Origin of the sequence: Corynebacterium pelargi, from assembly GCF_014635485.1 — a bacterium.
GTDB classification, from domain to species: domain Bacteria; phylum Actinomycetota; class Actinomycetes; order Mycobacteriales; family Mycobacteriaceae; genus Corynebacterium; species Corynebacterium pelargi.
Map to the genome: position 1 here is coordinate 1 of NZ_BMCX01000004.1, position 22829 is coordinate 22829.

The following is a 22829-nucleotide window of genomic DNA, read 5'->3' on the forward strand; positions in this document are numbered from 1 at the left end:
GACTGGTACTAATCCACCGAACAACACACCAAAACACACCCACACAACACACCAATGGGTATCACAAGTTTTCGCGTCCACTATGCAGTCCTGACACAACACCCCCAACAACAGGCAAACCAACACAACAACAACAAATAAATCGTGTCGGTGGTTATAGCATCGGGGTCACGCCCGGACCCATTCCGAACCCGGAAGCTAAGCCCGATAGCGCTGATGGTACTGCACCCGGGAGGGTGTGGGAGAGTAAGACACCGCCGACCAACAACTTCACAACACCAAAAACGCACCCCCACCAGGGTGCGTTTTTGCTATGTCAGCCTCAAAATGTTCCGGCTGGAATGAAAAACGCGCTCGGCGCCACTGATCGGATCTTCAAAGCGCAAAATACTCGCTAATAGGTGCATCGGCTGGTCAAAGGATTCACTGCCGTGAGGAATCACCTTCGGATACGCAGGATCGCCCACAATGGCATGGCCTGCGTGCCACATGTGCAAACGCAATTGGTGCGTCTTGCCTGTGTAGGGCTGCAGTACGTATCGCGCAAGCGCTGGTAGTTTTCCGTGCATGGCCTCGGCAATGGCCTGCTGCTCGGTATCGAGTGGCTCTACTGCCTGTACGAAGGTCCTAGCATTCACGCTGCCAGCAACGATATGGCCTTGGACTTCACCTGCCACTTTTTCTATGCGGTTTTCCCACCACGTACCGGGCTTTGTATCACCGATAGGCGCTAGAGCCTCATAGGTCTTTTCCACCCCGCGTTTGGCAAAGAGATCTTGATAGCGTCCACGCAGTTCTTTGCGCTTGGTCATCAGCAACACGCCAGCGGTATTGCGATCCAGGCGATGAGCCGGCGTGAGCTCGCCGTTGTTGAGGGCTCTGCGCATCTGCACCGTCACCGTTTCTGTAATGTGCATCCCGCGCGGCATGGTGGCCATAAACGGTGGTTTATCCACCACCACAATATCTTCGTCCTCGTGGATGATCTTGCAAGCAAAAGGGGCCTTTTGTTCGGGTGCTGGCGTGCGGTAGAACCACACGTCTTCGCCGGCCTGCAGGGCTTCTTCTGGGCGCGCATAGCGATATTTCGGGCCGATCACCACCAGGCCGTCGGCAAAGCGTTGTGCCACGGCCGCCTCATTGTCTTCTGGATGGCGGTGGCGTTGGGTGCGAACCAAATGCCATACAAAGTCGAATGCGCTGATACCAGCGTGGTTTTCCGGTACTCGGACTCGGCTGGCGGTGAGTCCATCGCGCACACCCAGGGGTGGGTTCCCCCGTTGTACGGAAATTCGGCGTTCATGCATGGATACCGATCCTAGTAATAGCTACCATGGAAGTGAGCCCCGGAGGTTCCGTGGCGTAGAAAGGGTTCCATCATGGAAAACATGGTCGTTGTCGCTGTCGATGGCTCTGAAGCCTCAACCAATGCAATCCGTTGGGCCGCAAATACCGCGGCGAAGCGTGGTGTTCCCCTCAAACTCGCCGCGAGCTACACCATGCCGCAATTCCTGTATGCCGAGGGCATGGTGCCTCCACAGGAGCTTTTCGACGAGCTCCAGTCCGAAACCATGGCACATATCGAAGAAGCCCAAAAGGTGGCCTTGGAAGTCGCCCCTGATTTGAAGATCGGCTACGTCATTGCCGAGGGCTCACCGATCGATATGCTCCTGGAAATCTCCAAGGACGTCACCATGATCGTCATGGGTTCTCGCGGCCTCGGCGGGCTGTCTGGCATGGTCATGGGTTCGGTGTCTGCCGCCGTGGTCAGCCACGCAAGCTGCCCGGTGGTCGTGGTGCGTGAAGATAATGACGTCACCCCCTCCAATAAGTACGGCCCCGTGGTGGTCGGCGTCGACGGCTCCGAGGTATCCCAGCGTGCTACCGAGTTCGCCTTCGAAGAGGCGCAGGCACGTGGCGCCAAGCTCGTTGCCATCCACACCTGGATGGACATGCAGGTGCAGGCATCGCTGGCTGGTCTTGCTGCAGCACAGCAGGAGTGGGACACCATCGAAGATGAGCAACAGCATCTTCTAGAAGAGCGCCTCGCCCCCATGCTGGACAAGTACCCAGATGTGGCCGTGGACATGGTGATTACCCGCGATCGTCCCGTTCGCGCCCTCGTAGAGCACGGCCGTGACGCACAGTTGCTCGTCGTTGGCTCCCACGGTCGCGGCGGCTTCCGTGGCATGCTGCTGGGCTCTACTTCCCGTGCGTTGCTGCAATCGGCTCCCTGCCCGATGGTGGTTGTGCGCCCCCGCGAAGACTCCTAATTAAGCAAAAAACGCGCCGTGTTCAACAATTGCTGAAATTGTTATATTCGGCGCGTTTTCCCTTATCCGGGCGAAATCAAAAGATAACAAAACGGATCACAACCCGTTCTGCCCGGAAATGGCGTTGCTTTTTGGCAAAAAGCCATTAAAGTACCTCCTGACAGATAAACGTCAGCTAATCGCTCGGCGTTTGGCGTTTTTAAAACAACAAAAGGAGATACTCATGCTCGGACTCGGTTTCTTTGGCTGGATCATCATCGGTGGCCTCGCTGGCTGGATCGCTTCGAAGATTAAGGGCACCGACGCTCAGCAGGGCATTGGCCTGAACATCGTTGTTGGTGTTGTTGGCGGTCTGCTCGGTGGCTTCCTGCTCAACATCTTCGGCGTAGACGTTGAAAACGGCGGCCTGATCTTCAGCTTCCTTACCTGCTTGCTTGGTGCTGTTATCGCGCTCAGCATCGTTCAGTTGGTGACCAAGAAGTAACGTGCACCAATAGTTAAGCCCAAAAGGGGCGGTGGAGAATTGATTCCCACCGCCTCTTTTGCGTGCCTAGACCGTGGACTAGACCAATCTGTTCAGTTATAGTGTGTAGGGACAAAACAACGGAAAGGGTTCTGGCAGTGGCAGGCGAAAAACGCACGGGACGGTCGAGGAAGAATAGGCCCAGCCCACGGCAGCGCCTACTCGCTAGCGCAACGAGCCTGTTTAGCACCGAAGGCATCCGCGTCATCGGTATCGACCGCATCCTTCGAGAAGCCGATGTGGCCAAAGCCAGCCTCTATAGCCTTTTCGGATCCAAAGACGCACTCGTTATCGCCTACCTCGAGTCCCTCGACGAACAATGGCGCACCCGCTACGCCGAACGCACCGCTGATATGAGCGCCCCGGAAGATAAGATCCTCGCCTTCTTCGACCAGTGCATCGAAGAAGCCCCCGAGAGCGATTTCCGCGGCTCCCACTTCCAAAACGCAGCCAATGAGTACCCGCGCCCAGAAAGCGACTCTGAGCGCGGAATCGTCGAGGCTGTCCAACAGCACCGGCGCTGGTGCCAAGACACGCTTACCGAGCTGCTCACCGAGAAAAACGGTTACCCCGGCGATGTGCAGGCCCAGCAACTGATGATCTTCCTCGATGGTGGTCTTGCCGGGTCCAGGCTGAGCCAATCCACCGATAGTTTGCGCACCGCGCGCGAACTCGCCCAGCAACTGCTCTCGGCGCCTCCAGCGGATTACTCGATCTAATGAATAAGTTTTCTCAAGTTTGCGGGGAGATCCTCGCCACGGTGGGCGTGCTGCTATTGCTCTTCGCCTTCTACGAAGCCTATTGGACCAATATCGCCGCAGGCCGCGCTCAGGACGAAGTCAGCGCAGAGATGCAGCAGCGCTGGCAGAACCCGAGAAGCCACAAGAACCTCGAGCTTGGCGATGCCTTTGCCAATATGTATATCCCGGCCTTCGGCTCAGACTTTGCCTTTGCAGTGGTAGAAGGAGCCAATGACGAGGCCCTGCTTGCAGGCCCTGGCCACTACCCAGAAACCCAAATGCCCGGCGAGCGCGGCAACTTCGCCATCGCCGGCCACCGCGTGGGCAAGGGCGCGCCCTTTAATGACCTCGGCAACCTCAATAGCTGCGATGCCATCGTCATCGAGACGCGCGATAGCTGGGATGTGTATCGGGTGCTGCCCATGGGCACCGACCCCGCCACCCGAAACCAGGAGGCCGCGGCCTGCCTGCACCAAGAGCAGCTTGGGCGCGTGGCTGAAGGCGATTATGCCGGGGTACAGGGCCGCATCATCACCACCCCGGGTGATGTGGGCGTGATCGACCCGTTGCCCAATGTCGTCGATGCCAATATTGATGAGCTCGAACCCATCATCACGCTGACCACCTGCCACCCGCAATTTTCCAATGCCGAGCGCATGATCATCCACGGCATGCTCACCGAATCGCTACCCAAAGACGGGCCACGCCCCGCAGTGATGGAGGCCTAAACCATGTACGCCAAACTCTGGCAGCTTTTGCCCGGCCCAAAGCCTGTGAAAGCGCTGCTGGCCCTCATCATCGCCATCGCCGTGTTCTTCCTGCTCATGGAAGTGGTCTTTCCCTGGGTATCTTCCCTGATGCCCTATAACGACGTGGCAGTCTAAAGCCCGAGGTTGCCAATCACCTGCTCAGCAATGAGCTGGGCTTTGAGCGACTGCGCCTGATCACTCCAAGCCACCACGGCCACAGGGCCGCGTTGCACGGCGAAGACCGCCCCATCGGGGCCACCTGCACGGCCACCATCCCAACCGCCCGGCAGGGTTGCCGGTTCAGTGCTATCAATGGGCGCAGCCCAATCCACCACCGCACGGGCCTGCTGCTCATCGGGCATATGACGGACTAACACCGTGGCCTGAGGCAACTCGCCATAACCCCAAAAGCCACAGGCCGGGGGATCAAAACGCTCATCTACACCAGTGCGCGTCACCTTCTGGCCATTCGTTTCTGCCAACCACTGCGCATCGAGATAAGGGCAGGGGGCGTCGACAAGCTCCGGCATGGTCTCAGGGGCAATAGCGGCAGGACTTGGCTGCGAAGCCTCCTGCTTGGGTGCTTCCGGCGCGGTCGAGCAAGCGCTCAGCACCAAGGCACAAGCGATTAGAGTACGTTTCATGTATCCCAGCCTAGAGACTGATCGCCGATTATTGCGCGCCGTCAACGTGCTTACCTCCGTGCTGCTATTCGTCGCACTCATCGGAGTGATCGATCTCCACCGCCGCGACGCCATCCTCGCCGTGGTGCTGGCCTCCATCTTCGCCCTCGTCTACGCCTACGGCACCTATAAATCCATCCGCGGCGGCTGGCTCGAACTCGCCTGGCTCGCCACGATGACTATCGTCTGGGCCGCCATGCTCGCCGTACTGCCCGTCGCCGTGTACATGGTCTTCCCCCTGTTTTTCCTTTACCTCAGAGCCCTTCCGGATATTCGAGGCGTATTCGCCGTCTTCGGCGTGACCGTGGTGGCCATCGTCAGCCAATGGCCCAACCTCACCATCGGCGCGGTGATGGGGCCAACCGTCTCGGCAGCCGTCGTCATCGGCATCAACATGGCGCTCCAAGCCATCTGGCGAGGCGCCAAAGAACGCGAAGCACTCATCGAAGAACTCCTCGAAACACGCCACCAACTCGCCGATAGCGAACGCGCCGCAGGCATCGCCGCCGAACGCCAACGCATCGCACACGAAATTCACGACACCCTCGCCCAAGGACTTTCCAGCATCCAAATGCTGCTGCGAGTCGCCGAACAAGACATCAACAACCTCGACATCGACAACAGCGCCAAAACACGCCCCCTCCAACGCATCGAACTCGCCCGCCACACCGCAGCCGATAACCTCAGCGAAGCACGCGCCATCATCGCCGCCCTCCAACCAGCCGCCCTATCCAAAACCTCACTCGACGGGGCACTGCATCGCGTGGCGGCGCAGGTGGAGGGCATTGAGATGGAGATTGATATTGAAGGCGATGAGCGCCAATTACCCATGAGCACCGAAGCCTCTCTTCTACGTATATATCAAGGAGCAGTGGGTAACGTTCAGAAGCATTCACAGGCCACCCGCTGCCGGGTGACCCTAAGCTACGAACCCACCCTCGTTCGCCTCGACGTGGTTGATAACGGCATTGGTTTTGATCCGGGGGCCTTACGTTCCAGGCCGGCGGGGTTGGGCCATATCGGTATTGATGCCATGCGCTCACGTGCGGCGGAGCAGCAGGGCGAATTGGTGGTGGAGTCGGCACCCGGGCAAGGTTGCGCCATATCGGTGGTGCTACCCATCCCTTCGGATGACCCGGGTGAGGGGTAAACTTGCCAGGAGTTGTCGTATGGAAGGGATAACAGATGATTCGTGTGTTGCTTGCCGATGATCACGAGATTGTGCGGCTCGGGCTTCGGGCCGTGCTGGAAAGCGAAAGTGATATCGAGGTCATTGGTGAGGTAGCCACTGCCGATGCCGCGGTGGCGGCAGCGCAAGCCGGTGGTATCGACGTGATCTTGATGGATCTTCGCTTTGGTCCGGGCATGGCTGGCACTCGCATGAGCAATGGTGCCGATGCCACTGCCGAGATCAAGCGCACGATGGAAAAGCCACCGCATGTGCTGGTGGTAACCAACTACGACACCGATGCTGATATTTTGGGCGCCATCGAAGCCGGCGCCTTGGGATATCTGCTCAAAGATGCCCCACCCGAGGAGCTCATTGCTGCCGTGCGATCCGCGGCAGAGGGCGACTCCACCCTTTCTCCTACCGTGGCCAATCGACTCATGACTCGCGTGCGCACCCCACGCACCTCGCTGACTCCCCGCGAGCTCGAGGTATTAAAGCTTGTGGCTGCCGGTTCTTCCAACCGCGAAATTGGTCGCACCCTGCTGCTTTCAGAGGCAACCGTGAAAAGCCACCTGGTGCATATCTACGACAAGCTTGGTGTGCGCTCTCGTACCTCGGCGGTAGCGATGGCCCGCGAACAGGGCGTGCTCTAGCGCGCCATAGCTTAGAGGCCGCGCCGATCCGGGCGTTGGCAACAAAAAATGGGCTCCTACGGGAGCCCATTGTGCGTGCGGGTGTTTCTTAGCCGCGCAGCTTTTGTTGGATGTGGCGAGCGAGCTCGTCGAGGTCCTTAGCGATGCTGCGGTGGCTACGGGTACGCATCTCGGTGGTCATGTTCTCAGCGTTATTGACTGCCGCTTCGAGATCATCAAGGCGATCCTCGGCATCGGTGACGAAGCCCTTGGGCAATTCACCCTGCTTGAGGCTATCGCGCATACCTTCGATGCGGGCGCGCAGCGGAGCGCCGTGGCCGGTGTAGTGATCGAGGTGTTCCACCTTCACACCAAGCTGTTCGGCGCGTTGCTTATCTAATTGCTGGCGCAGCCACATTGCACCGCGGTAGAGCAGGGGCAGTGCAAAGGGGGCAATCGCGCGGGTAGCACCGGCGTAGCGCTTGACGTTGTCCTTATTAAAACGCCCGGCCTTCATTTGCTCGAGCTTGGTTTCGGCTAGCTTGCGCTCGTGCTTCCTCTTGGCCTTTAGGCCTTTTTGCTCGGCTTTCACCAAAGCCTTTTCTTGCTTGGCTAGCAGCTTGTGCTGGCGCTGCTTGAGCTTGGACGCCTCTTTTACTTCTTGCTTAGCGCGAGCCTTGGCGGCTTTGGCCTCTACCTTGGCTGCTCGGCGTGCTTTACGGATTTTCTTCAAAAGTCCCATGTGTGCTCTCACAAACCTTTCCGTCGAATCAATTCAACACTACTCGTTTTCGTGCAATAGTCTGGATTCATTGTGAATGATCTGGAGAAGCCGTGGGCACCCCATGACCTGGTGGGGTGTCGCTATCGCCGTGTGCAGCAGGAGCGTTTTCCTGATCTGCCCCCAACTGAGTCCTCCCTGGCTCGCCAGGAGCGCGTCCAAGAGGCTCGGGAGGCGGTGATGGCGCTACTGCCCACCGCGCCTGCCAAGGGCGATCCCAAGCGCTTTCTTCGCATCGACGCCCAGGGGGATTTTTTTGCCACCCTCGAGGCGCTGGCGGCCGGTGCGACGATGGTGACCAACGCCGTGCTCGAAGGCGAAGATCATGACAAATCCTGGCAGGTGCACGTGGATGTGCTCGTGCGAAGGGCAGAGCAGCACTATATGCCGGTGATAATTAGCAATCACCGCATCGCCCGCCCTGATCCCAAAAAAGAAGTGCTCACCATCCCCACCGCGCGCCTTGGGCTTGGCCAGCCCCGTAGTGTGCATGCGAAGATTCGCCATCACGCGGTGGATTCCTATGCGGTGGCCATGGCTGCGCGCGCCTTGGAGCGCATGGGCATTGCCTGCCCCGAAGGTGGCCTTATCGGGCAAAACCGTGCCGTGGCCTACATCATCGCCACGAAGAATCTGCAGCAGGGCCTCGACACCACGCTCCAAGGCCCAACTCCCACCCACGCCCATCGCGTGAAAGAGTGCGCAAGCTGCCGTTTTTGGCCAAAGTGCAAAGCGGAGCTTCAAGCCCGCGACCATATCTCCCTCGTCCTTCCGGGCGGCCGCTCGAGCATATATCTAGAAGAGGGGATTGAAAGCGTCCAAGAGCTTATCGACGCCAACCTTGGCCTCCCCAGCCGCCTGGCACAGGCATGGCGCAACCATGAGCCAGTGCTCGTGACTACCGAGAAGCCCCAGCACCCGCGCCGGGACGTGGAAATTGATATTGATGTGGAGGCCTACCTCGATCAGGGGGCGTATTTATGGGGCACTTTTGATGGGCACGAGTACCGTCCTTTTGCCACGTGGGGCGAGTTGGGTGGCCGTGAGGAGGCCGAGAATTTTGCGCGTTTTTGGGATTGGCTCATGCGTCGTAAAGCAGCAGCGAAGGGCTCGTTTGGGGTGTACTGCTATTCGGCGCACGGCGAGAATCACTGGTTGAAGTTTTCGGCTCGGCGTTTCCACGGCAAGTATCCGGGTGTGCCGAGTGAGCAGGAGGTGCGGGCGTTTATTGCCTCCGATGAGTGGATCGATGTGTTTGCTCAGGTGAGATCCCAGTTGGCGGGGCCTTTTGGTTTGGGTTTGAAGGTGGTGGCGCCGGTGGCAGGCTATCACTGGAAAGACGATATTGATGGCGAGGCGAGTGTGGATCTGTATCGTCAAGGCGCTCAGGAGACGCTGCTGCGCTATAACGCCGATGATTGCAAAGCCACCGCCGCGGTGCGACGGTGGCTTGATGCGGGCGCGCCGGGTGCTCCCCGGGCCTAGGCGCTATTCGACGATGATCTGGCCTTTGGCGCCGCGTTCTGCGTCGATGAACTGGTGATTGACCATGGTGTAGGTGCCGGGTTCTGTAAATTCCGCTTCTACAAAACCGCCCTGTGCCGCCAGCAGGTCCAGCGCCTGCGATGCGCCGCCTCCTTCTGCATTGCGCAGCAGGTAGGCGCCTTCTTTGTAGGAGGTATCGAATTGGGTGCCCACAATATGGAAGCTCAAGGCCTTATTGGGGCCTGCGTTGATCAGCCAGAAGCGTGCCCTTTCGCCGCGCTTGATCTTGATGGGCTTGGCCAGGTACTGGTTTTCGAGGCCATTAAATACCACCGCGCTTGGAGTATTGGCTGCAAGCAATGCGGTATCGACGGGGTTTTCCGGAGTGCTTTCAAGGCCATAGACCTCTGATTGCACCAGGAAGTATTCGTGGTCTACGGGGTCGAGATCTGGGGGATCAACGATCAAGGCCCCGTACATGCCGGCTGCGAGGTGCAGGCTCATCGGCGCTGTGCCGCAGTGGTAGAGCCAGGCGCCGGCGTGCTCGGCGGTGAAATTATATTGCAGTGATTCGCCCGGTTCGATGGAGCGCATCACGGGATCTGGTGAGACCATGCCAGCATGAAAATCTACTGAGTGACTCATGGTGCCATTGTTTACCAGTGTGACTTCGAAGCGATCGCCGACCTTGCCGCGCAGCACCGGCCCCATGAGCTTGCCATTAAAGGTCCAACGCCCGCGGCTTTGTTGCTCACTAATGGGCATGGCAATTTCCGAAACATCAAGGGTGACCCTATGCACCTTCTGATCCTTCGCCGGACGCAGGACGGGATCGATGATCAGCTCAGAGTTGAGATCATCTGGGTTCACCAGGGAGCTTGTCGACGCCTCCTGCTGCCCACCGCCAGCCTTCGGGGCGGCAACAGCGTCACCGCTAGGAACCACGCTTAATTCCATGCCCATTTGCCTATGGCCTGCCACCGTGCACCAGCCCTGCATGGCCTCACTAATGGTGCCGACCTCCAAGGTGGCGGACTCGCCCGGTTGGAGTCGCCCGGATTCCACGCCATTGGCAAATTTCAGATCATGTGCTTGATCGCCAGTATTGGTGAAATTGACCCTCAAGCTATTGCCCTTGGGCACTTCGAGCACATCGGGCACAAAGTGCATGCCCGATACTTCTACATTGATTTCGGTGACTTCGCCGGTGGCGTCGACAGCCTGGGGAGCCGCCACGGTACTGTTTTGCCCACCGGCGCCAAGGCCACCAAAACTGGCCACTGCCAGGGCGAGCACCGCCAAGGCGGCTGTGGCCTGGCCCCAAGCGGGGCGTTGCTTTGCCTCGATGGGTTCGCGCTTCTTGCGAATCACACCAAGCTGCGCCTTCACCGCCAGGGGAGTCAGCACCGCAAACACGGCCAAGGAGCCTAGGGCCAAGATGGAGGTGGTGACTCGCAACCAGGAGTGATCGGTGATCAACCAGATGCCAAGGCCTACGTTGAGCAAGGTGGAGCGGAAGATACCGGCGCGGTCATAGACGGCCAAACCTGTGCGCGTGGCTGCAGGCCCGCCACCAATATTGGAGGGCAAGAGGTAGCTCATCACGCCGATGAGCAACTGTGCGGCAAAGCCGATCACCAGGGCCATCGTGGGCAAATTAAGCTCCGAGAAGCTTGGAGCCCTAAGGCAGCGCACCGATAGCACCAGGAGGGAACCGATCAGCCACAGTGGCGCCATGGCCACCGAGATGCTGGAGAAGGTGACGCGATCGCGAGGATCGGCCAGCACCTTGCGCACCATGCCGAACCAATCCCAGGCGGCGATGAGCACGCCGCACAGGTACGTCATTAAGCCGATGGCGGCGAAAGGGCCTGCGCCCAGGAGCCCACCAATGACGGTGTCCACCACGCCGATGGTCATCAAGGTGAGCACCAGCTTGGGGCGCTCCCCACCAGATTGGGTGCGCCAGATGGTGGGGAATAACAACATGAGCGTGCCGATGGCGGCAAAGCCGGTAAAGCCCAAAAGATTCACCGTGAGGTGGGCGAATTTCAGCTCCTCTTTCCAGCCCACATCCGCTGCCATCAACGCGCCAAACAGGGCGCCAAACGGCAGGAATGATGCCGAGCCGATATAGGCAAGCACACAAGGGGCAAAGCGTTGCGTGCGATCGGCGCGCAGATATTGCTGCCCTAGGAACCAGGCGTGATACGCCAAGGAAAGCCCAATGACGGTGGCACCAATGCAGGTGAGAATCCAGTGCCCCGGTATTGCCGTGAATACCTGGCCGATGAGGGTAATGACGATGCCGGCGTTGAGCACCCTGAAGCGCAGGATTTGAAGCGGACGGGTGGCGTCGTCAAGCTGCTGGTGCAAAAACTTTTCGGTGAAGTGCTGCGACCACAACATGATGGAATTGCTCAGCGCGCCGAGCGTGAACATGTGGATCAGAAGCCAGCGATAGTTCGGGATAGCCCAATGCACCAGGCTTATCAGCACGAGTGCGATCAACCATATCGTTACGGGTTTGGAGGCTTTGCGGTGCCACGCAGCCCGGGAGAAACGTCCGGAAGTTTGATCGCTCATAACCTTAAAGATTAAACCCCGGGTTTTTCCGGATCAACTAGCTTTGTGACGCAAGAGCAGCGAAGCAGCCACCAGTAATGCAGGCCACACCATGATCGCGGCGATGAAACCCACCCACGACAACGAGGCAAAAAGATAACCCGATAACCAACCCAACACCGAGGAGCCAACGTAATAACTCAGCAAATACATGCTCGCCCCCTCAGCGCGGTGATGCGTAGCAATGCGCCCCACCCAACTCGATGCCGTGGAATGCACGAAGAAAAACGCCGCCGTGAAAACAAGCATCCCGAACAACGTGAGCCACAAATGCGCCGGCATCGAAAGCAGAAGACCCAACACCATCGCCACCGCGCCATAGGTGAGCGCCGGGCCACGGCCGACGCGCTGCATCCACGCACCCGCACGAGCCGAACTCCAAGACCCAGCCAAATAGAGCAAAAACACCAGACCAACCAAGGCCTCGGAAAGCCCGAAGGTGTGAATCATGCGGAAACCGACGTAGTTATACAGCGACACGAACACGCCCAGGCCCGCGAAACCGAAGAAGAACAACAGCGCCAACTCCGGGCGACGCCAATGGCCGACCATCGCAGCGATCTCCTCGCGAAGGTGCAAAGCCCGAGGATGAAAACGACGCTGATAGGGCAATAGCCACGCCATTAACACGGCCATCACAAAGGCCAATACCGTCGCAGCAAACAAAGCCCAGCGCCACGAGGTGACCTCAAGCAACAAGGCGGGAATCATGCGGCCCAAAAGCCCACCCAAGGCATTGCCAGAAATATAAATGCCCATCGCCCGCGGCTGATCCACCCCGGCGATCTCCTCGCTCAACCACGTCATCGCCACCGCAGGCACACCAGCAATGAACACCCCCTGCAGCCCGCGCAAGGCCACCAAAGTAGGTGCGTTTTGCGCCAAAGGCAGCGCCAAGCCCACCAACGTGGCCAACAGCGCAGAAATAATCAGCACCTTTCCGCGGCCAAAACGCTCAGAAAGAATCGATGCCGGCACAATGCACAACGCCAAAGCGCCCGTCGGTGCCGAAATGGTCAAAGCCGCCGTCGTCGGGCTCACGTCCAAGGCATGGGTCAAGGTCGGCAACATCGCCTGCGTGCAATACAGCGCATTGAACGTGGCCAAACCCGCCGCGAGGAGGGCGATGACGGCGCGGCGGTAGTCGGCGGTGCCTCTGCGGAGGCCTGAAGTATCGGACATAGCAAAACCCCCTTCTAGATATATATCTAGAAGGGGGAAAGTGGGCCTACTTTGCGGCAGCCTCGTAGCGAGCCTGCACGTCGTCCCAGTTGAAGACGTTCCAAACGGCCTCAACGTAATCGGCCTTCACGTTCTTGTACTGCAGGTAGAAGGCGTGCTCCCACATGTCGAGCATGAGCAGCGGGGTGAGGTTTGCAGAGATGTTGCCCTGCTGGTCGGTGAGCTGCTCGACAACGAGGCGGCCGCCGATGTGGTCGTAACCGAGGATTGCCCAGCCGGAGCCCTGGAGGCCGAGGGCTGCTGCGGAGAAGTGCTTCTTAAAGGCTTCGAAGGAGCCGAACTCTTCCTTGATGGCCTCTGCCAGTGCGCCGGTGGGCTCGCCGCCACCGTTGGGGGAGAGGTTCTTCCAGAAGATGGAGTGGTTGGTGTGGCCGCCGAGGTTGAAGGCGAGATCCTTGGACAGGGCGGTCACGGCGTCGCCGATGGTGCCGTTTTCGCGGGCCTCGGCCAGGCGCTCAAGAGCCTTGTTGGCACCGTTGACGTAATTCTGGTGGTGCTTGGAGTGGTGAAGCTCCATGATCTCTGCGGAGATGTGGGGCTCGAGAGCGTCGTAAGCGTAATCAAGTTCTGGAAGTTCGTACTTAGCCATGGTGGTTTCAGTTTCCTTTCGTATTTACTAATGTGCGCCACGTAAATTGGCGACGTGTCCCCCATCATAGGAGATTCCTGGGAATATTCAAGGGGATAATCCGTTATCGTTATCGACTCGCAAATTCTAGGAGGCTGCTTTTCATGGGATGGCTATTTGCACGAGAACCCGAATTAGTCGACGCCGATCGAGCACTCAAAGGTGGGCGCCACCCCGTGTTGGAGCATCCGCGCCCGCACGCGGTACTGGGCACCTCGCTTGTCGGGCCTTGGGAGGAGGGACTGCGCGAACTCTATGTGGGCCTGGGGTGTTTTTGGGGCGCTGAGAAGCTGTTTTGGCAAATGGATGGGGTGCACGTGACGTCGGTTGGCTATGCCGGAGGCATCACCGAAAATCCCACCTATAGGGAGGTCTGTTCGGGGCGCACGAACCACACGGAAATTGTGCACATTGTGTATGACCCAAAGCAGGTGCGTTTTGAGCAGCTCGTGGCCGCCGCGCTAGAAGCGCACGATCCCACGCAGGGGTATCGCCAGGGCAACGATGTGGGTACGCAGTATCGTTCGGCCATTTATACCCAGGATGCGCAGGAGGCTGAGCGGGCGGCTGCGATGGTTGAGGCCTATGGCAAGCGCCTAGAGCAGGAGGGCTATCCGCGCATCACCACCGAGGTCAAACCCCTAGCGGATACTCCGGCGGGCAGGTACTTCCTTGCAGAGGACGAGCATCAGCAGTACCTACACAAGAACCCATACGGGTACTGCCCGCATCACTCAACGGGTGTGGCGTGTGGCGTGGAGTAACTGGCAACTCTGGGGATGGAAAACGGGGAAGTATAAAGAGGGTGCAGCGCGGAGATGGTGATGGTGGAGTTGTTACTCACACTGCGACTCAGCCTGAATGAAGGTCCGCGCTGCACTGTTGCACCAGCGTAGCGGAGGGCTACGCCCTTTCCGAATAGGATGCGAGGAGCAACGTTGGCATACACACGTCTACTGAGTAGAAGTGTGAGTTTGAGAGAGGTAGTAAATGTTGCCGGATATATGTAGGGTCAGTGTTAACAGCCTTCCTGTTCGGTCTATCGCCCGTTATCGCCCTTCATTTCAGCATCAGGGGGCAGATCACCCCCGTTTTGTTGCTGAACGTTTGTTCGCATTACTCCTTTAGAAAGGATCGCCATGATCTCCTACGACGATTTGTTGAAAGCCTGTCGGCGCGGCGGTGCAAGCACCCTCACCTCGGTCACCGAGCTCCAGCCTGCGGCTGGACCCCACGCTTCGGTGGCGCCAGCCAAGTTTGTAGCCGGCAACACTTCCACCTTTGCTTTCGAAGAACGCTTCGTTGATGGCAAAGCTGCCGGGGTAGTTGTCATTGACAGCAAACAAAGCCAGATCAACCGCGCGGAGTCCGCCCTCGCCCAGTCGATCAGGGATGGTGAAGCGGTAGTGAGTCGTGTGCCACGATTGGTTGTTAGCTACGAGGCGAAGAAAGAGCTGATGGATCTTGAACTGCCACACCGTGCATTCGATGGCCATATCCGGGCTGCCAACCTCGATGGCACGCCGGTCACACAGACTGAGGAATTCCAAGCGTTGCGCAATTCCACTCCCGGCAATGCGCGGCCACTTCTGGAGGCTTCGCCCTTCAGTCTCGTCGGCGGTGTGTGGGACTCCACCCGCAGAGAGGATCAGGTTCGTTTCCGCAGCGTGATGGTCGGTGAGATCATTGGTGTACTCGGCAACCAGGAAACTCCGGCCAGTGATCGCGCTTCGCGGCGCGGAGGTGCCCGAGTTGATCCGGTGGCGCTCAGTGTGCAGCTGACGGGCCCCGAGTTGCAGGGAATCCTCGATGCGCAACGCGACGAGCTCAGCCCTGGAAGCATTGAAACGGTTGAAAAGAAGATCAAGAAGCTTAAGAAGGGGGAAAGGGCTTCAGCTTCTAACCTAGGCCTCGGTGCCATTCCGCCACAGTTGGATGCACTCGGTGGGGTGTCTTGCTCCAGGATTCTTCGATCCTGGGTCCTGAGCTTCGCTGCACTGCGCCAGATCCGATTTGGTGCCGGTACCGAAGGTGATGCTGCCTGCCGCGCCTTGCTTGCCGCGCTCGCGATAGCGGCAATTGCCCGTTCGGAAGAGGAACTCAACCTCCGCGCCAATTGTGATCTTCGAGAATCGGGCGAACCGGTGGTTACCCTGGATGAACGATTCGGCAAGGAACGCACTCTGGATCCGTTCAGCGTCGAAGCCGCAGATGAATTGTTGGAACAAGCGATTCTGAACGCGCGCGAAAAGGCGGGAGTGGAATGGAATGGCCAGGAGCTCCGTTTTGTGGGCAATCCCGCCATCATCCACGGTGCCGTCGATGCAGAGGAAGCGGAGTCATAGGATGCCGACGCTCGATATCTCCGCGACCTTCCCGTTGGGGGTGTACTTGGGGCATCGGGCCGATGGTTCACCCGATCCTTTCCCTGATATTGCACGACTGCACTCGGCGTTGCTGCATGCTGCGGCCACGGGAACCACAGCAAAGGAACAAGACGGACGAGTGCAGCCGAGCGAAGACAGCCTGGCTGCGTTGCGTTGGCTGGAGGAACATCCTCCCAGCAGGCTGCATGTTCCAACGCACCGGAGACAATCAAATGATGAAAACCGAATTACCTATCGCAATGAAGGTTGGTTTGAGAAATCTAAGTTCAAAGTGTCCGCCCGCAGGATGTCCGAAGGAACAACCTTCAATGGTCCGATAGCTTACAGCTGGGATGATGTGCCCGAGGCGGTCGTTGAAACCGTGTTTGAGTTGTGTAGTGACGTTGCGGTGCTTGGTGAAGGTGGCAGCCTAGTCAAGCTCGAGCACCGCTCGTTACCACCAACGTTGGTACTAGATACTGAGGCCTCCATGTTTACCCCAGGGGGCGAGCATATTCGCGGTGTGGCACCTGGACGTACCGACGCGCTCATCCAGGCTTTCGAAGCAGCAAACCCGGGGAAGGGGAAGGCGCAAAAGACAGCGAAAAAAGAAGATTCACGTACAGCCGAGGCGACAACCACTGGTCTGCGTGATCTGCGATATCGCCGACCGGATGCGCCAGCGTCTAGTACCCCGTGGGATCAAGTGCTCCTGCTCGAGCTCGATGGTGATGTAATCCCCGAACAGCATCGTCAGGCGTGGTGTGTTGCGATGCACCGAGCCATCATTGCTGCCATCCAATCCGATGTACCGCCGATGGTGACGGGGCAATATCCGAAGAGCATGCCTGATCGTCCCTCGAATCACCTCAGCATTCAGTATTTAACCAAGGAACAGGTGGAACGTCATGGGCTACAGAATCATGCCATTGCTTTGCTGCTTCCAAATGACGCCACAGCAGAGGATTTGATACGGCTCGCTCAAGGCCTTAAAAGTATTCGAACCCTTCGGTGCAAATACGGCAGGCGGCGTCTCGAATTCAACGGCGTCGCGGTCAGGGCAGAAGAGTTTTGGGAAGCGCCGAAGCCTGGATCATACCGGCTATGGTTGCCAACCCCGCTTGCAGTGACCGAAGTCCGAAGTCCCAAGCGATCAAGGACTGGTGGGCGGCCGTGGGGTTTGGCGGATGCGGGCTTGGTCTCGATCGCATTGGTGTGGAGCGCATTTCTGCCGAAGGTGAAGGGCAACTCGGATGAACGGCATATCGCCCGCCACGAGAAAGCTCGTAACAATGGGGTGCGCGTGGCTCGAACTACGCTTCGCGCAGCGAATACACAGCATTTCATTTACAAGACCCGTAAAGGCAGTGTGCCCCAGATGTGGACAGGCCTTATCGATTTGGGCGAACTGGCACCGACGACTGTCATGGCCGCCATCGGACAGAGCCGACACCTCGGCGGGGGCCTGCTGGTGCCTGTAGACGTCCCGGAAGCCCTTGTGACAACGCTGATGGGAGACAACTAATGACTAGCGTTTCTGCACCGGTACTTTCACCAGATGACTTCCACAAGTTTTTTGAGGCGGTAAACCCAGGATATGTGCCTTTTGCTTGGCAGCAGAGACTCGTCGACTTTATCGTTGCCCACGGGCACTGGCCCGAACAGGTCATCGCACCTACCGGCACCGGCAAGTCTGCAGTGGTCGATGTCCACGTTTTCGTCAACGCGCTGGCGGCAATCGGAGCTGCGCCCCGCGTGCCACGTCGTCTGTTCACGGTGGTTAACCGCCGAGCGCTCGTAGACAACCAACATGACCGTGCGCTCAAGATCGCCGAGCTGCTCCGAGCGGCCGTTAGCGGACAAGGCCCAGACATTCTCGTAAAAGTAGCCGGTGCGCTGGCTTCATTTCGTACGGCACAAGCGAACGACGAAGCGCCGGTACCGATTGATGTCGGGCTGCTTCGCGGTGGTGCGCTCCGGGATAACCCCACGCTGCTGGATCCCGCTGCATGTGCGGTGGTGAGTGCCACGCCGGACATGTGGGGCTCGCGCCTACTGTTCCGTGGCTACGGCGCTTCCTGGCGTGCTCGCCCCCGCGAGGCGGCGATGGCCGCCTATGACTCGGTCATGGTTCTTGATGAATCGCATCTCAACTCTCAATTGCTCGTCACCGCTCGCCGAATCGCTGAGCTTGCAAAGCGCGAAGCCGATCTCGGGGTGCCCAAGCTTCAGGTTGTTGAAACCACAGCAACACCGAGCACCACCAGTGAGTACCAGGTGTCGATCGAAGAAGAGGACGTTGCAGATGACCAAGTTCTGGCAGCCCGACTCAATGCTTCCAAGCCCTTGACACTCAAGCCCTCAGCCCATTGGCAGGCACAGGCAACAGGAAAGCGATCAAAGAAGCAGTACATTGGGGAACTCTGCGACACAGTGTTGGGTCTGCTGGAGGAGACGAATACGCTCGAATCAGTTAAACCTCGGACGGTCGGCTGTATCGTGAACCGAGTCAATACAGCGGTGGATCTTGCATCTATGCTCCAAAAAGCCAACGCGGAACTCAGCATCAAAGTGCTGGTGGGGCGAATGCGTCCAGCAGATCTTGTTCAGTTGCGTAGGGAGTACCCAGCGCTATTCACGGTTGAGGGCGATGAGCGCATCGATCTGCTGATTGCCACTCAGGCGCTGGAAGTCGGAATAGATGTCGACTTTGCCGCGATGGTCACGGAACTTGCCTCTGCTAGTGCACTGGCTCAGCGCTTTGGCAGGGTCAACCGCCTCGGTCAGCGCACTTCGGCTCCAATCACCGTGATGGTACCCGAAGAAAATCCGAGCAAGGATGCATTGCCGTACACTCTGACCGACGTTGTCAACGGATTGGGCTGGCTTGAGTCGCTCGAAGCTGCCGGAGGGGCGCTGAGTCCGTCCGCACTGATGGCTCATCCGGCCCCGATAGCATCCCGGCGCAGGGCGCTCTATCAACGACCCGAGTGGGCCAACGTCCACCAGTGGTCGCGCACTGGCGATGCGCTCTTTGCGGATGATGACCTTTCCCTATGGCTTCGCGATGACCTCGCACCAGAGCAGGCTCATGCAGGCATCGTTGTGCGCGAGGGGCTACCCGTTGACGATCTTGAAGCACAGGCAGTGTTGCAGGCAGTCCCGCCACGAGCCATGGAGGAATTTCCCGCAAAGGTACAAACAGTCCGTTTGCTACTTGAGGCTCTAGTGGAAGGAAAAGCTGGCGACAACGCTGTTGCACGAGCCTTCATCTTCCGCGACGGCACCTACGCGCTGGTTCGGCCAGGCGGTGTCGCTCCCCGAATCCGCCCGGGCGACGTACTCATCGTGGACTACGGAGCGAAATTCACCAAGGCTCAGGTGGCCGTCGATCCCGCGGATGCCGACTCGGCACCTCGTGCCGTCACTGAAGGCATGCCGGTCCTGTACGCCAACGCTGATCACCGGCATAACGTAGCTAGTCGTTCAAGCCTGCAGGATGCCCCGCGCTCACGCCGAGACTTCCTTGGGCTTGACGCCGAAGCTGCGACGGTGTTGTGGCGCGCTGGCGCGCCAGATCGTGCGGCCGACACAGTAGTGCTGCCGGTAGCCACTTCGGACGATTTACAGGCAGTACCGTGGTTTCTCGTACTGCACGAAGATCACCTTCCGGACGACGCGCCCGTCCGCCAGCAATGGACTCCCTCAGTCAAACCGGTAACGCTGACAGACCATAGCCATGATGTTGCTGAACGTGCGCGGCGACTCTCCACAGCGGTGGGACTGGGCGCAGAATTCGAGGTCGCTGTGGTCAGTGCTGCCTTCCACCATGATGATGGCAAAGCCGATTTACGCTTCCAGCGCATGCTCACTGATGGAGAGGCGCTGGAGGAACCGCTGGCAAAGAGCGCGGGAATGCGTCTAAAGATTGCCGCCAGCACCTCGGCACGAGCTGGTCTTCCTGTGGGGTGGAGGCATGAGCAATATTCAGTGATCCGCGCGGCCCAACAGATCGGAGACAAGTTAGTGCTCCGTCTCATCGGCACGAGCCATGGACACGGCCGACGAGGATTCCCCCATGTTGGTGCAGAACTTTTACCTCCCGGTGCTGCTGAAACTGAAGCTCGCCTCGCGGAAGATTTCTTCACTGTCGGCGCCTGGGATGAGTTGGTCGAACGCACCGAGATCGAGTACGGCCACTACGCGGTGGCATTCCTGGAAGCACTCGTGCGGGCTGCTGACAATCAAGTTTCGAAAGAAGGACACTGATGACCACCGTCACGTTGGGAGGGTCAATTCACTCCGCTCTGACACACTTCGCACTTCTCGGTCTTGCCGAAATCGCTGAGAGCACCTTTGGTGCTGGTGTGACGCTCGGCTGGTCTGACGCAGCCGTACCGCGCGCTTGGGTTGAGGTGCCCGGAGCCTCTGAAGATGAGGTTGCTCAGGCAGTGTTGGATGCTGCAAGGACTGAGTCACCGCGAGATTGGCCGTCAGTGCGGCTGACATATGCCAGTGGGGCGACTGTCTCACCATTCTCGCCGCGTATCAAGGCAATCGACACGGACAAGCATCCTAATGACTGGGAAAAGCACCAGGCCGAACGGCATATCGTGTTTGATGCGCTGCTTGAAGCAGGAGACTGGACCGAACTCCGATGGCTTGATGCGCTCGGTGAGGCTTCGTATTGGCACGTTGCGAACAATGTACGCCAACCCGACCGAGGAGCTTCCCGGTGGGAAATGGTTTCCCGCCAGCACGGCCGGGAATTCGTTAGCAACCGCTACAGCCTTATATGCAAGGAAGTTGCACGGTGGCCAAAAAAGCAGGTGATCGACGGTGTAACTGGAGTGCAGGTGCGAGACGTGATTGGTAAGCAGAAGACCGCTTCACGTTCCTCCACGGGGCTGACCCCGCCAGGTCCAGCCGACAACGCCTTGGTATTCTGTGCTCTCCGTGGCATTGCGGCATTTCCGCTTGCGCACCGAGTCGAAGAAATTAATGCGACCCCAGGAGCCTGGCCAGCGACGGTACTGCATCCGAAGAGCATGTTACTCCCCGTGCCTACGGCACCAGTTACGCCTGCGCGCCTGCGCAGCGTGCTCGTTTCTTCGCAGCTTGCAGATCTACACACGGCGATGATGACAATCGATTCTGACCAGGAGAATAGAAAGTCATTAGCTCTCGAAGCGGACGCGGCTCGAGCCTGGCTTGCTGCTCGAATGTGTCGTGCGGTGGTCCGTTTCCCCATCTTGAAGGCCGGAAGTGATTCGGCTCCGGAGCGCCAGGTCCTCGAAGGCGAAGTGCATCTCAATGTTCGGTAAAGAGGCGGACTTCGAGATGCGATCCCCATCAGCCTGGTTTCGCATACGGTGTTTTGTGAGCGCCGGACTTGGTTGGAGGCAGTAGGCGAGCGCAGTCACAGTGCTCAAATGCAAGCAGGTTCTCGCGCCCATCGTAGGGTGGATGACCCCAAAGCCTCGCGCCCAGAGGTGCACCGCTCGATGGCACTTTCTTCCGTGTGCTACGGCATTGTAGGGCGTGCAGATCTGGTTGAGGGTGACGGTGATGGCACACGCGTGGTTGAGTACAAGGCCACACCGATTCGCAACCGCGCTGAGGTTTCTGAGGCGACCATCGTGCAGCTGGCACTGCAGGGCATCTGCCTTGAAGAAGCGGGTAAAGAAGTTGTCGGATACAGTGTGTACTTCACTGATCGACATCGCCGCATCGATGTCGAGGTGGGAGAAGAAGAACAATCACGGGCACTTGAGTTCTTGGAACGAACACGCAAGATTTGCTCGGAGGTTCAGGCTCCTCCACCGCTGGAAGACGATCCGCGGTGTCGCCATTGCTCCCATGTAGGGATTTGCCTCCCGGACGAGCGAAGCTTGTCGGCGGTCCACCGCCGTATCCTGGTAGCCAATCCAGATGGGCAGGTCCTTCATCTGACTACTCCCGGATCACGTGCAAGTATCCACCGAGGTCGAGTTGTGGTGAAGTCTGCCGACGAAGAACTTGGCAGTGCTCCGATCGAACGGGTGCAAGGCGTGACAGTTCATGGAAACGTGGATATTTCGAGTGCACTGTTGCGCGAGTTTTTCTGGCGCGATATTACCGTCGTGTGATGTTCCGGCGCGGGGAGGGTTTATGGCTGGTCGCGTCCGGACGATGGGCCAAATGGGGTAGCGCGTGTGCAGCAACACCTAGCTTCCTTCAATGGTCGATTGGATATCGCACGCGAGTTCATCGCAGGAAAAATCGCAGGACAGGCAACTTTTCTTCGACGCAATGGCGGTGAAGCTGTGGCAAACTTGAGTGGCCATCTTCGTTCGTTGCAGAGAGAAGCTGAAGGTTGCACCTCGGTGGGATCTCTCCTCGGAGTAGAAGGAGAAGCTGCAGCACTCTACTTTCAGGGATTCCCGCTCATGCTTCGGGGTGATGGATTCGAGTACTTCCTGGAACAATGGCAGGGAAGACAGGGGCGTGGGGCTCTAGATCCCCTAAACTCCGCACTTAACTTCGTGTACGCGCTCCTCACCGCAGAGGCTATCAAAGCGGTGGTGAGTTGCGGCCTGGATCCGCATGCGGGTTTCCTCCATAGTAGTGGCCGAAATAAACCAGCCCTGGCGCTTGATCTGATGGAAGAATTTCGTGCCTCGATCGGTGACTCTGTCGTTGTCTCGTGCATTAATCGGCGCATGCTCACCAAAAAGCACTTCTCAACAGTGAGCGGCACACCACGATTGACTCCCGAAGGTCGGAAAGTACTAGTTGCTGCGTTTGAACGGCGAATGAGCACGCAAATTACACACCCTACGTTTGGCTATGCGGCGACTTGGAGGCGAGTACTGGAGATCCAAGCGCGCTTGATATTGGGTTGCATCGACGGAACTCAGCCAAAGTATCGAGCGGTCAGAACGCGATGAGC

General features: G+C 58.5%; 19 protein-coding genes, 1 rRNA gene and 1 pseudogene. 15 read left to right on the plus strand and 6 right to left on the minus strand.

Features of this window, described 5'->3' with window-relative positions; translation table 11 throughout:
- Nucleotides 1–146: 146 nt before the first annotated feature.
- Nucleotides 147–263: ribosomal RNA gene (rrf, locus tag IEU99_RS08375) — 5S ribosomal RNA — on the plus strand.
- A gap of 48 nt (nucleotides 264–311) precedes the next feature.
- Here the strand turns inward: rrf and IEU99_RS08380 are convergent.
- Nucleotides 312–1307 (minus strand): pseudouridine synthase, encoded by a 996-nt coding sequence (locus tag IEU99_RS08380; protein ID WP_128889027.1) that lies wholly within the window; start codon nucleotides 1305–1307, stop codon nucleotides 312–314.
- A 72-nt stretch (nucleotides 1308–1379) separates the two neighbouring features.
- On the opposite strand from IEU99_RS08380, the gene IEU99_RS08385 reads away from it, so the two are divergent.
- The 5 genes from IEU99_RS08385 to IEU99_RS08405 all read left to right on the plus strand — a co-directional run bounded on the left by IEU99_RS08385 (nucleotide 1380) and on the right by IEU99_RS08405 (nucleotide 4420).
- Nucleotides 1380–2273 (plus strand): universal stress protein, encoded by an 894-nt coding sequence (locus IEU99_RS08385; protein WP_128889028.1) that lies wholly within the window; start codon nucleotides 1380–1382, stop codon nucleotides 2271–2273.
- 223 nt (nucleotides 2274–2496) lie between these two features.
- Complete coding sequence (locus tag IEU99_RS08390; RefSeq protein WP_128889029.1) at nucleotides 2497–2757, plus strand: GlsB/YeaQ/YmgE family stress response membrane protein; 261 nt, start codon at nucleotides 2497–2499, stop codon at nucleotides 2755–2757.
- 131 nt (nucleotides 2758–2888) lie between these two features.
- Nucleotides 2889–3515, plus strand: coding sequence for a TetR/AcrR family transcriptional regulator (locus IEU99_RS08395; protein WP_128890751.1), 627 nt, complete (start codon nucleotides 2889–2891; stop codon nucleotides 3513–3515).
- Entirely contained in the window at nucleotides 3515–4264 is a 750-nt protein-coding gene (locus IEU99_RS08400) for a class E sortase (protein WP_128889030.1), read from the plus strand. The genes IEU99_RS08395 and IEU99_RS08400 overlap by 1 nt, the downstream gene beginning before the upstream one ends.
- 3 nt (nucleotides 4265–4267) lie before the next feature.
- Complete coding sequence (locus IEU99_RS08405) at nucleotides 4268–4420, plus strand: hypothetical protein (RefSeq protein ID WP_164931118.1); 153 nt, start codon at nucleotides 4268–4270, stop codon at nucleotides 4418–4420.
- On the opposite strand, the gene IEU99_RS08410 is transcribed toward IEU99_RS08405, so the two are convergent.
- A complete protein-coding gene (locus IEU99_RS08410; RefSeq protein ID WP_128889031.1) occupies nucleotides 4417–4929 on the minus strand; it encodes a DUF2020 domain-containing protein in 513 nt (170 codons plus the stop codon). The genes IEU99_RS08405 and IEU99_RS08410 overlap by 4 nt on opposite strands.
- Between IEU99_RS08410 and IEU99_RS08415 the strand changes: the two genes are divergently transcribed.
- Both IEU99_RS08415 and IEU99_RS08420 read left to right on the plus strand, forming a co-directional pair.
- Entirely contained in the window at nucleotides 4928–6118 is a 1191-nt protein-coding gene (locus IEU99_RS08415) for a sensor histidine kinase (protein WP_128889032.1), read from the plus strand. The two genes, IEU99_RS08410 and IEU99_RS08415, sit on opposite strands and share 2 nt — an antisense overlap.
- 35 nt (nucleotides 6119–6153) lie before the next feature.
- Complete coding sequence (locus IEU99_RS08420; protein WP_123959206.1) at nucleotides 6154–6792, plus strand: LuxR C-terminal-related transcriptional regulator; 639 nt, start codon at nucleotides 6154–6156, stop codon at nucleotides 6790–6792.
- An 88-nt stretch (nucleotides 6793–6880) separates the two neighbouring features.
- On the opposite strand, the gene IEU99_RS08425 is transcribed toward IEU99_RS08420, so the two are convergent.
- Entirely contained in the window at nucleotides 6881–7513 is a 633-nt protein-coding gene (locus IEU99_RS08425; RefSeq protein WP_128889033.1) for a DUF6474 family protein, read from the minus strand.
- Between the two features lie 81 nt (nucleotides 7514–7594).
- Here IEU99_RS08425 and IEU99_RS08430 point away from each other — a divergent pair, with 81 nt between their 5' ends.
- Nucleotides 7595–9037: a TM0106 family RecB-like putative nuclease gene (locus IEU99_RS08430; protein ID WP_128890752.1), complete on the plus strand. Its 1443-nt coding sequence runs from the start codon at nucleotides 7595–7597 to the stop codon at nucleotides 9035–9037.
- Nucleotides 9038–9040: 3 nt separating this feature from the next.
- Here the strand turns inward: IEU99_RS08430 and IEU99_RS08435 are convergent, their stop codons facing one another.
- From IEU99_RS08435 to IEU99_RS08445, 3 genes are read right to left on the minus strand one after another with little or no spacing between them, the layout of a single operon-like run.
- On the minus strand, nucleotides 9041–11623 hold the full coding sequence (locus IEU99_RS08435) for a multicopper oxidase domain-containing protein (RefSeq protein WP_128889034.1): 2583 nt from the start codon (nucleotides 11621–11623) through the stop codon (nucleotides 9041–9043).
- 33 nt (nucleotides 11624–11656) lie between these two features.
- The gene (locus IEU99_RS08440; protein WP_128889035.1) at nucleotides 11657–12844 is read right to left on the minus strand and encodes an MFS transporter; all 1188 of its coding nucleotides are present in this window, start codon (nucleotides 12842–12844) and stop codon (nucleotides 11657–11659) included.
- Between the two features lie 46 nt (nucleotides 12845–12890).
- On the minus strand, nucleotides 12891–13493 hold the full coding sequence (locus IEU99_RS08445; protein WP_128889036.1) for a superoxide dismutase: 603 nt from the start codon (nucleotides 13491–13493) through the stop codon (nucleotides 12891–12893).
- Between the two features lie 143 nt (nucleotides 13494–13636).
- On the opposite strand from IEU99_RS08445, the gene msrA reads away from it, so the two are divergent.
- The 6 genes and pseudogenes from msrA to cas1 all read left to right on the plus strand — a co-directional run bounded on the left by msrA (nucleotide 13637) and on the right by cas1 (nucleotide 22827).
- Nucleotides 13637–14296, plus strand: a complete 660-nt coding sequence (gene msrA, locus IEU99_RS08450; RefSeq protein WP_128889037.1) for a peptide-methionine (S)-S-oxide reductase MsrA — start codon at nucleotides 13637–13639, stop codon at nucleotides 14294–14296.
- Nucleotides 14297–14671: 375 nt separating this feature from the next.
- A complete protein-coding gene (cas7g, locus tag IEU99_RS08455; RefSeq protein ID WP_128889038.1) occupies nucleotides 14672–15877 on the plus strand; it encodes a type I-G CRISPR-associated RAMP protein Csb1/Cas7g in 1206 nt (401 codons plus the stop codon).
- A 1-nt stretch (nucleotide 15878) separates the two neighbouring features.
- Nucleotides 15879–17423 (plus strand): type I-G CRISPR-associated protein Csb2, encoded by a 1545-nt coding sequence (gene csb2, locus IEU99_RS08460; RefSeq protein ID WP_164931119.1) that lies wholly within the window; start codon nucleotides 15879–15881, stop codon nucleotides 17421–17423.
- The gene (gene cas3g / locus IEU99_RS08465; RefSeq protein ID WP_128889040.1) at nucleotides 17423–20167 is read left to right on the plus strand and encodes a type I-G CRISPR-associated helicase/endonuclease Cas3g; all 2745 of its coding nucleotides are present in this window, start codon (nucleotides 17423–17425) and stop codon (nucleotides 20165–20167) included. Before csb2 ends, cas3g begins: the two co-directional genes overlap by 1 nt.
- Nucleotides 20167–21222 carry an aldehyde dehydrogenase gene (locus IEU99_RS08470; protein WP_128889041.1) on the plus strand — a complete coding sequence of 352 codons (1056 nt, stop codon included), beginning with the start codon at nucleotides 20167–20169 and terminating at the stop codon, nucleotides 21220–21222. The genes cas3g and IEU99_RS08470 overlap by 1 nt, the downstream gene beginning before the upstream one ends.
- A gap of 33 nt (nucleotides 21223–21255) precedes the next feature.
- Nucleotides 21256–22827: pseudogene (gene cas1, locus IEU99_RS08475) on the plus strand (CRISPR-associated endonuclease Cas1).
- Nucleotides 22828–22829: the final 2 nt, after the last annotated feature.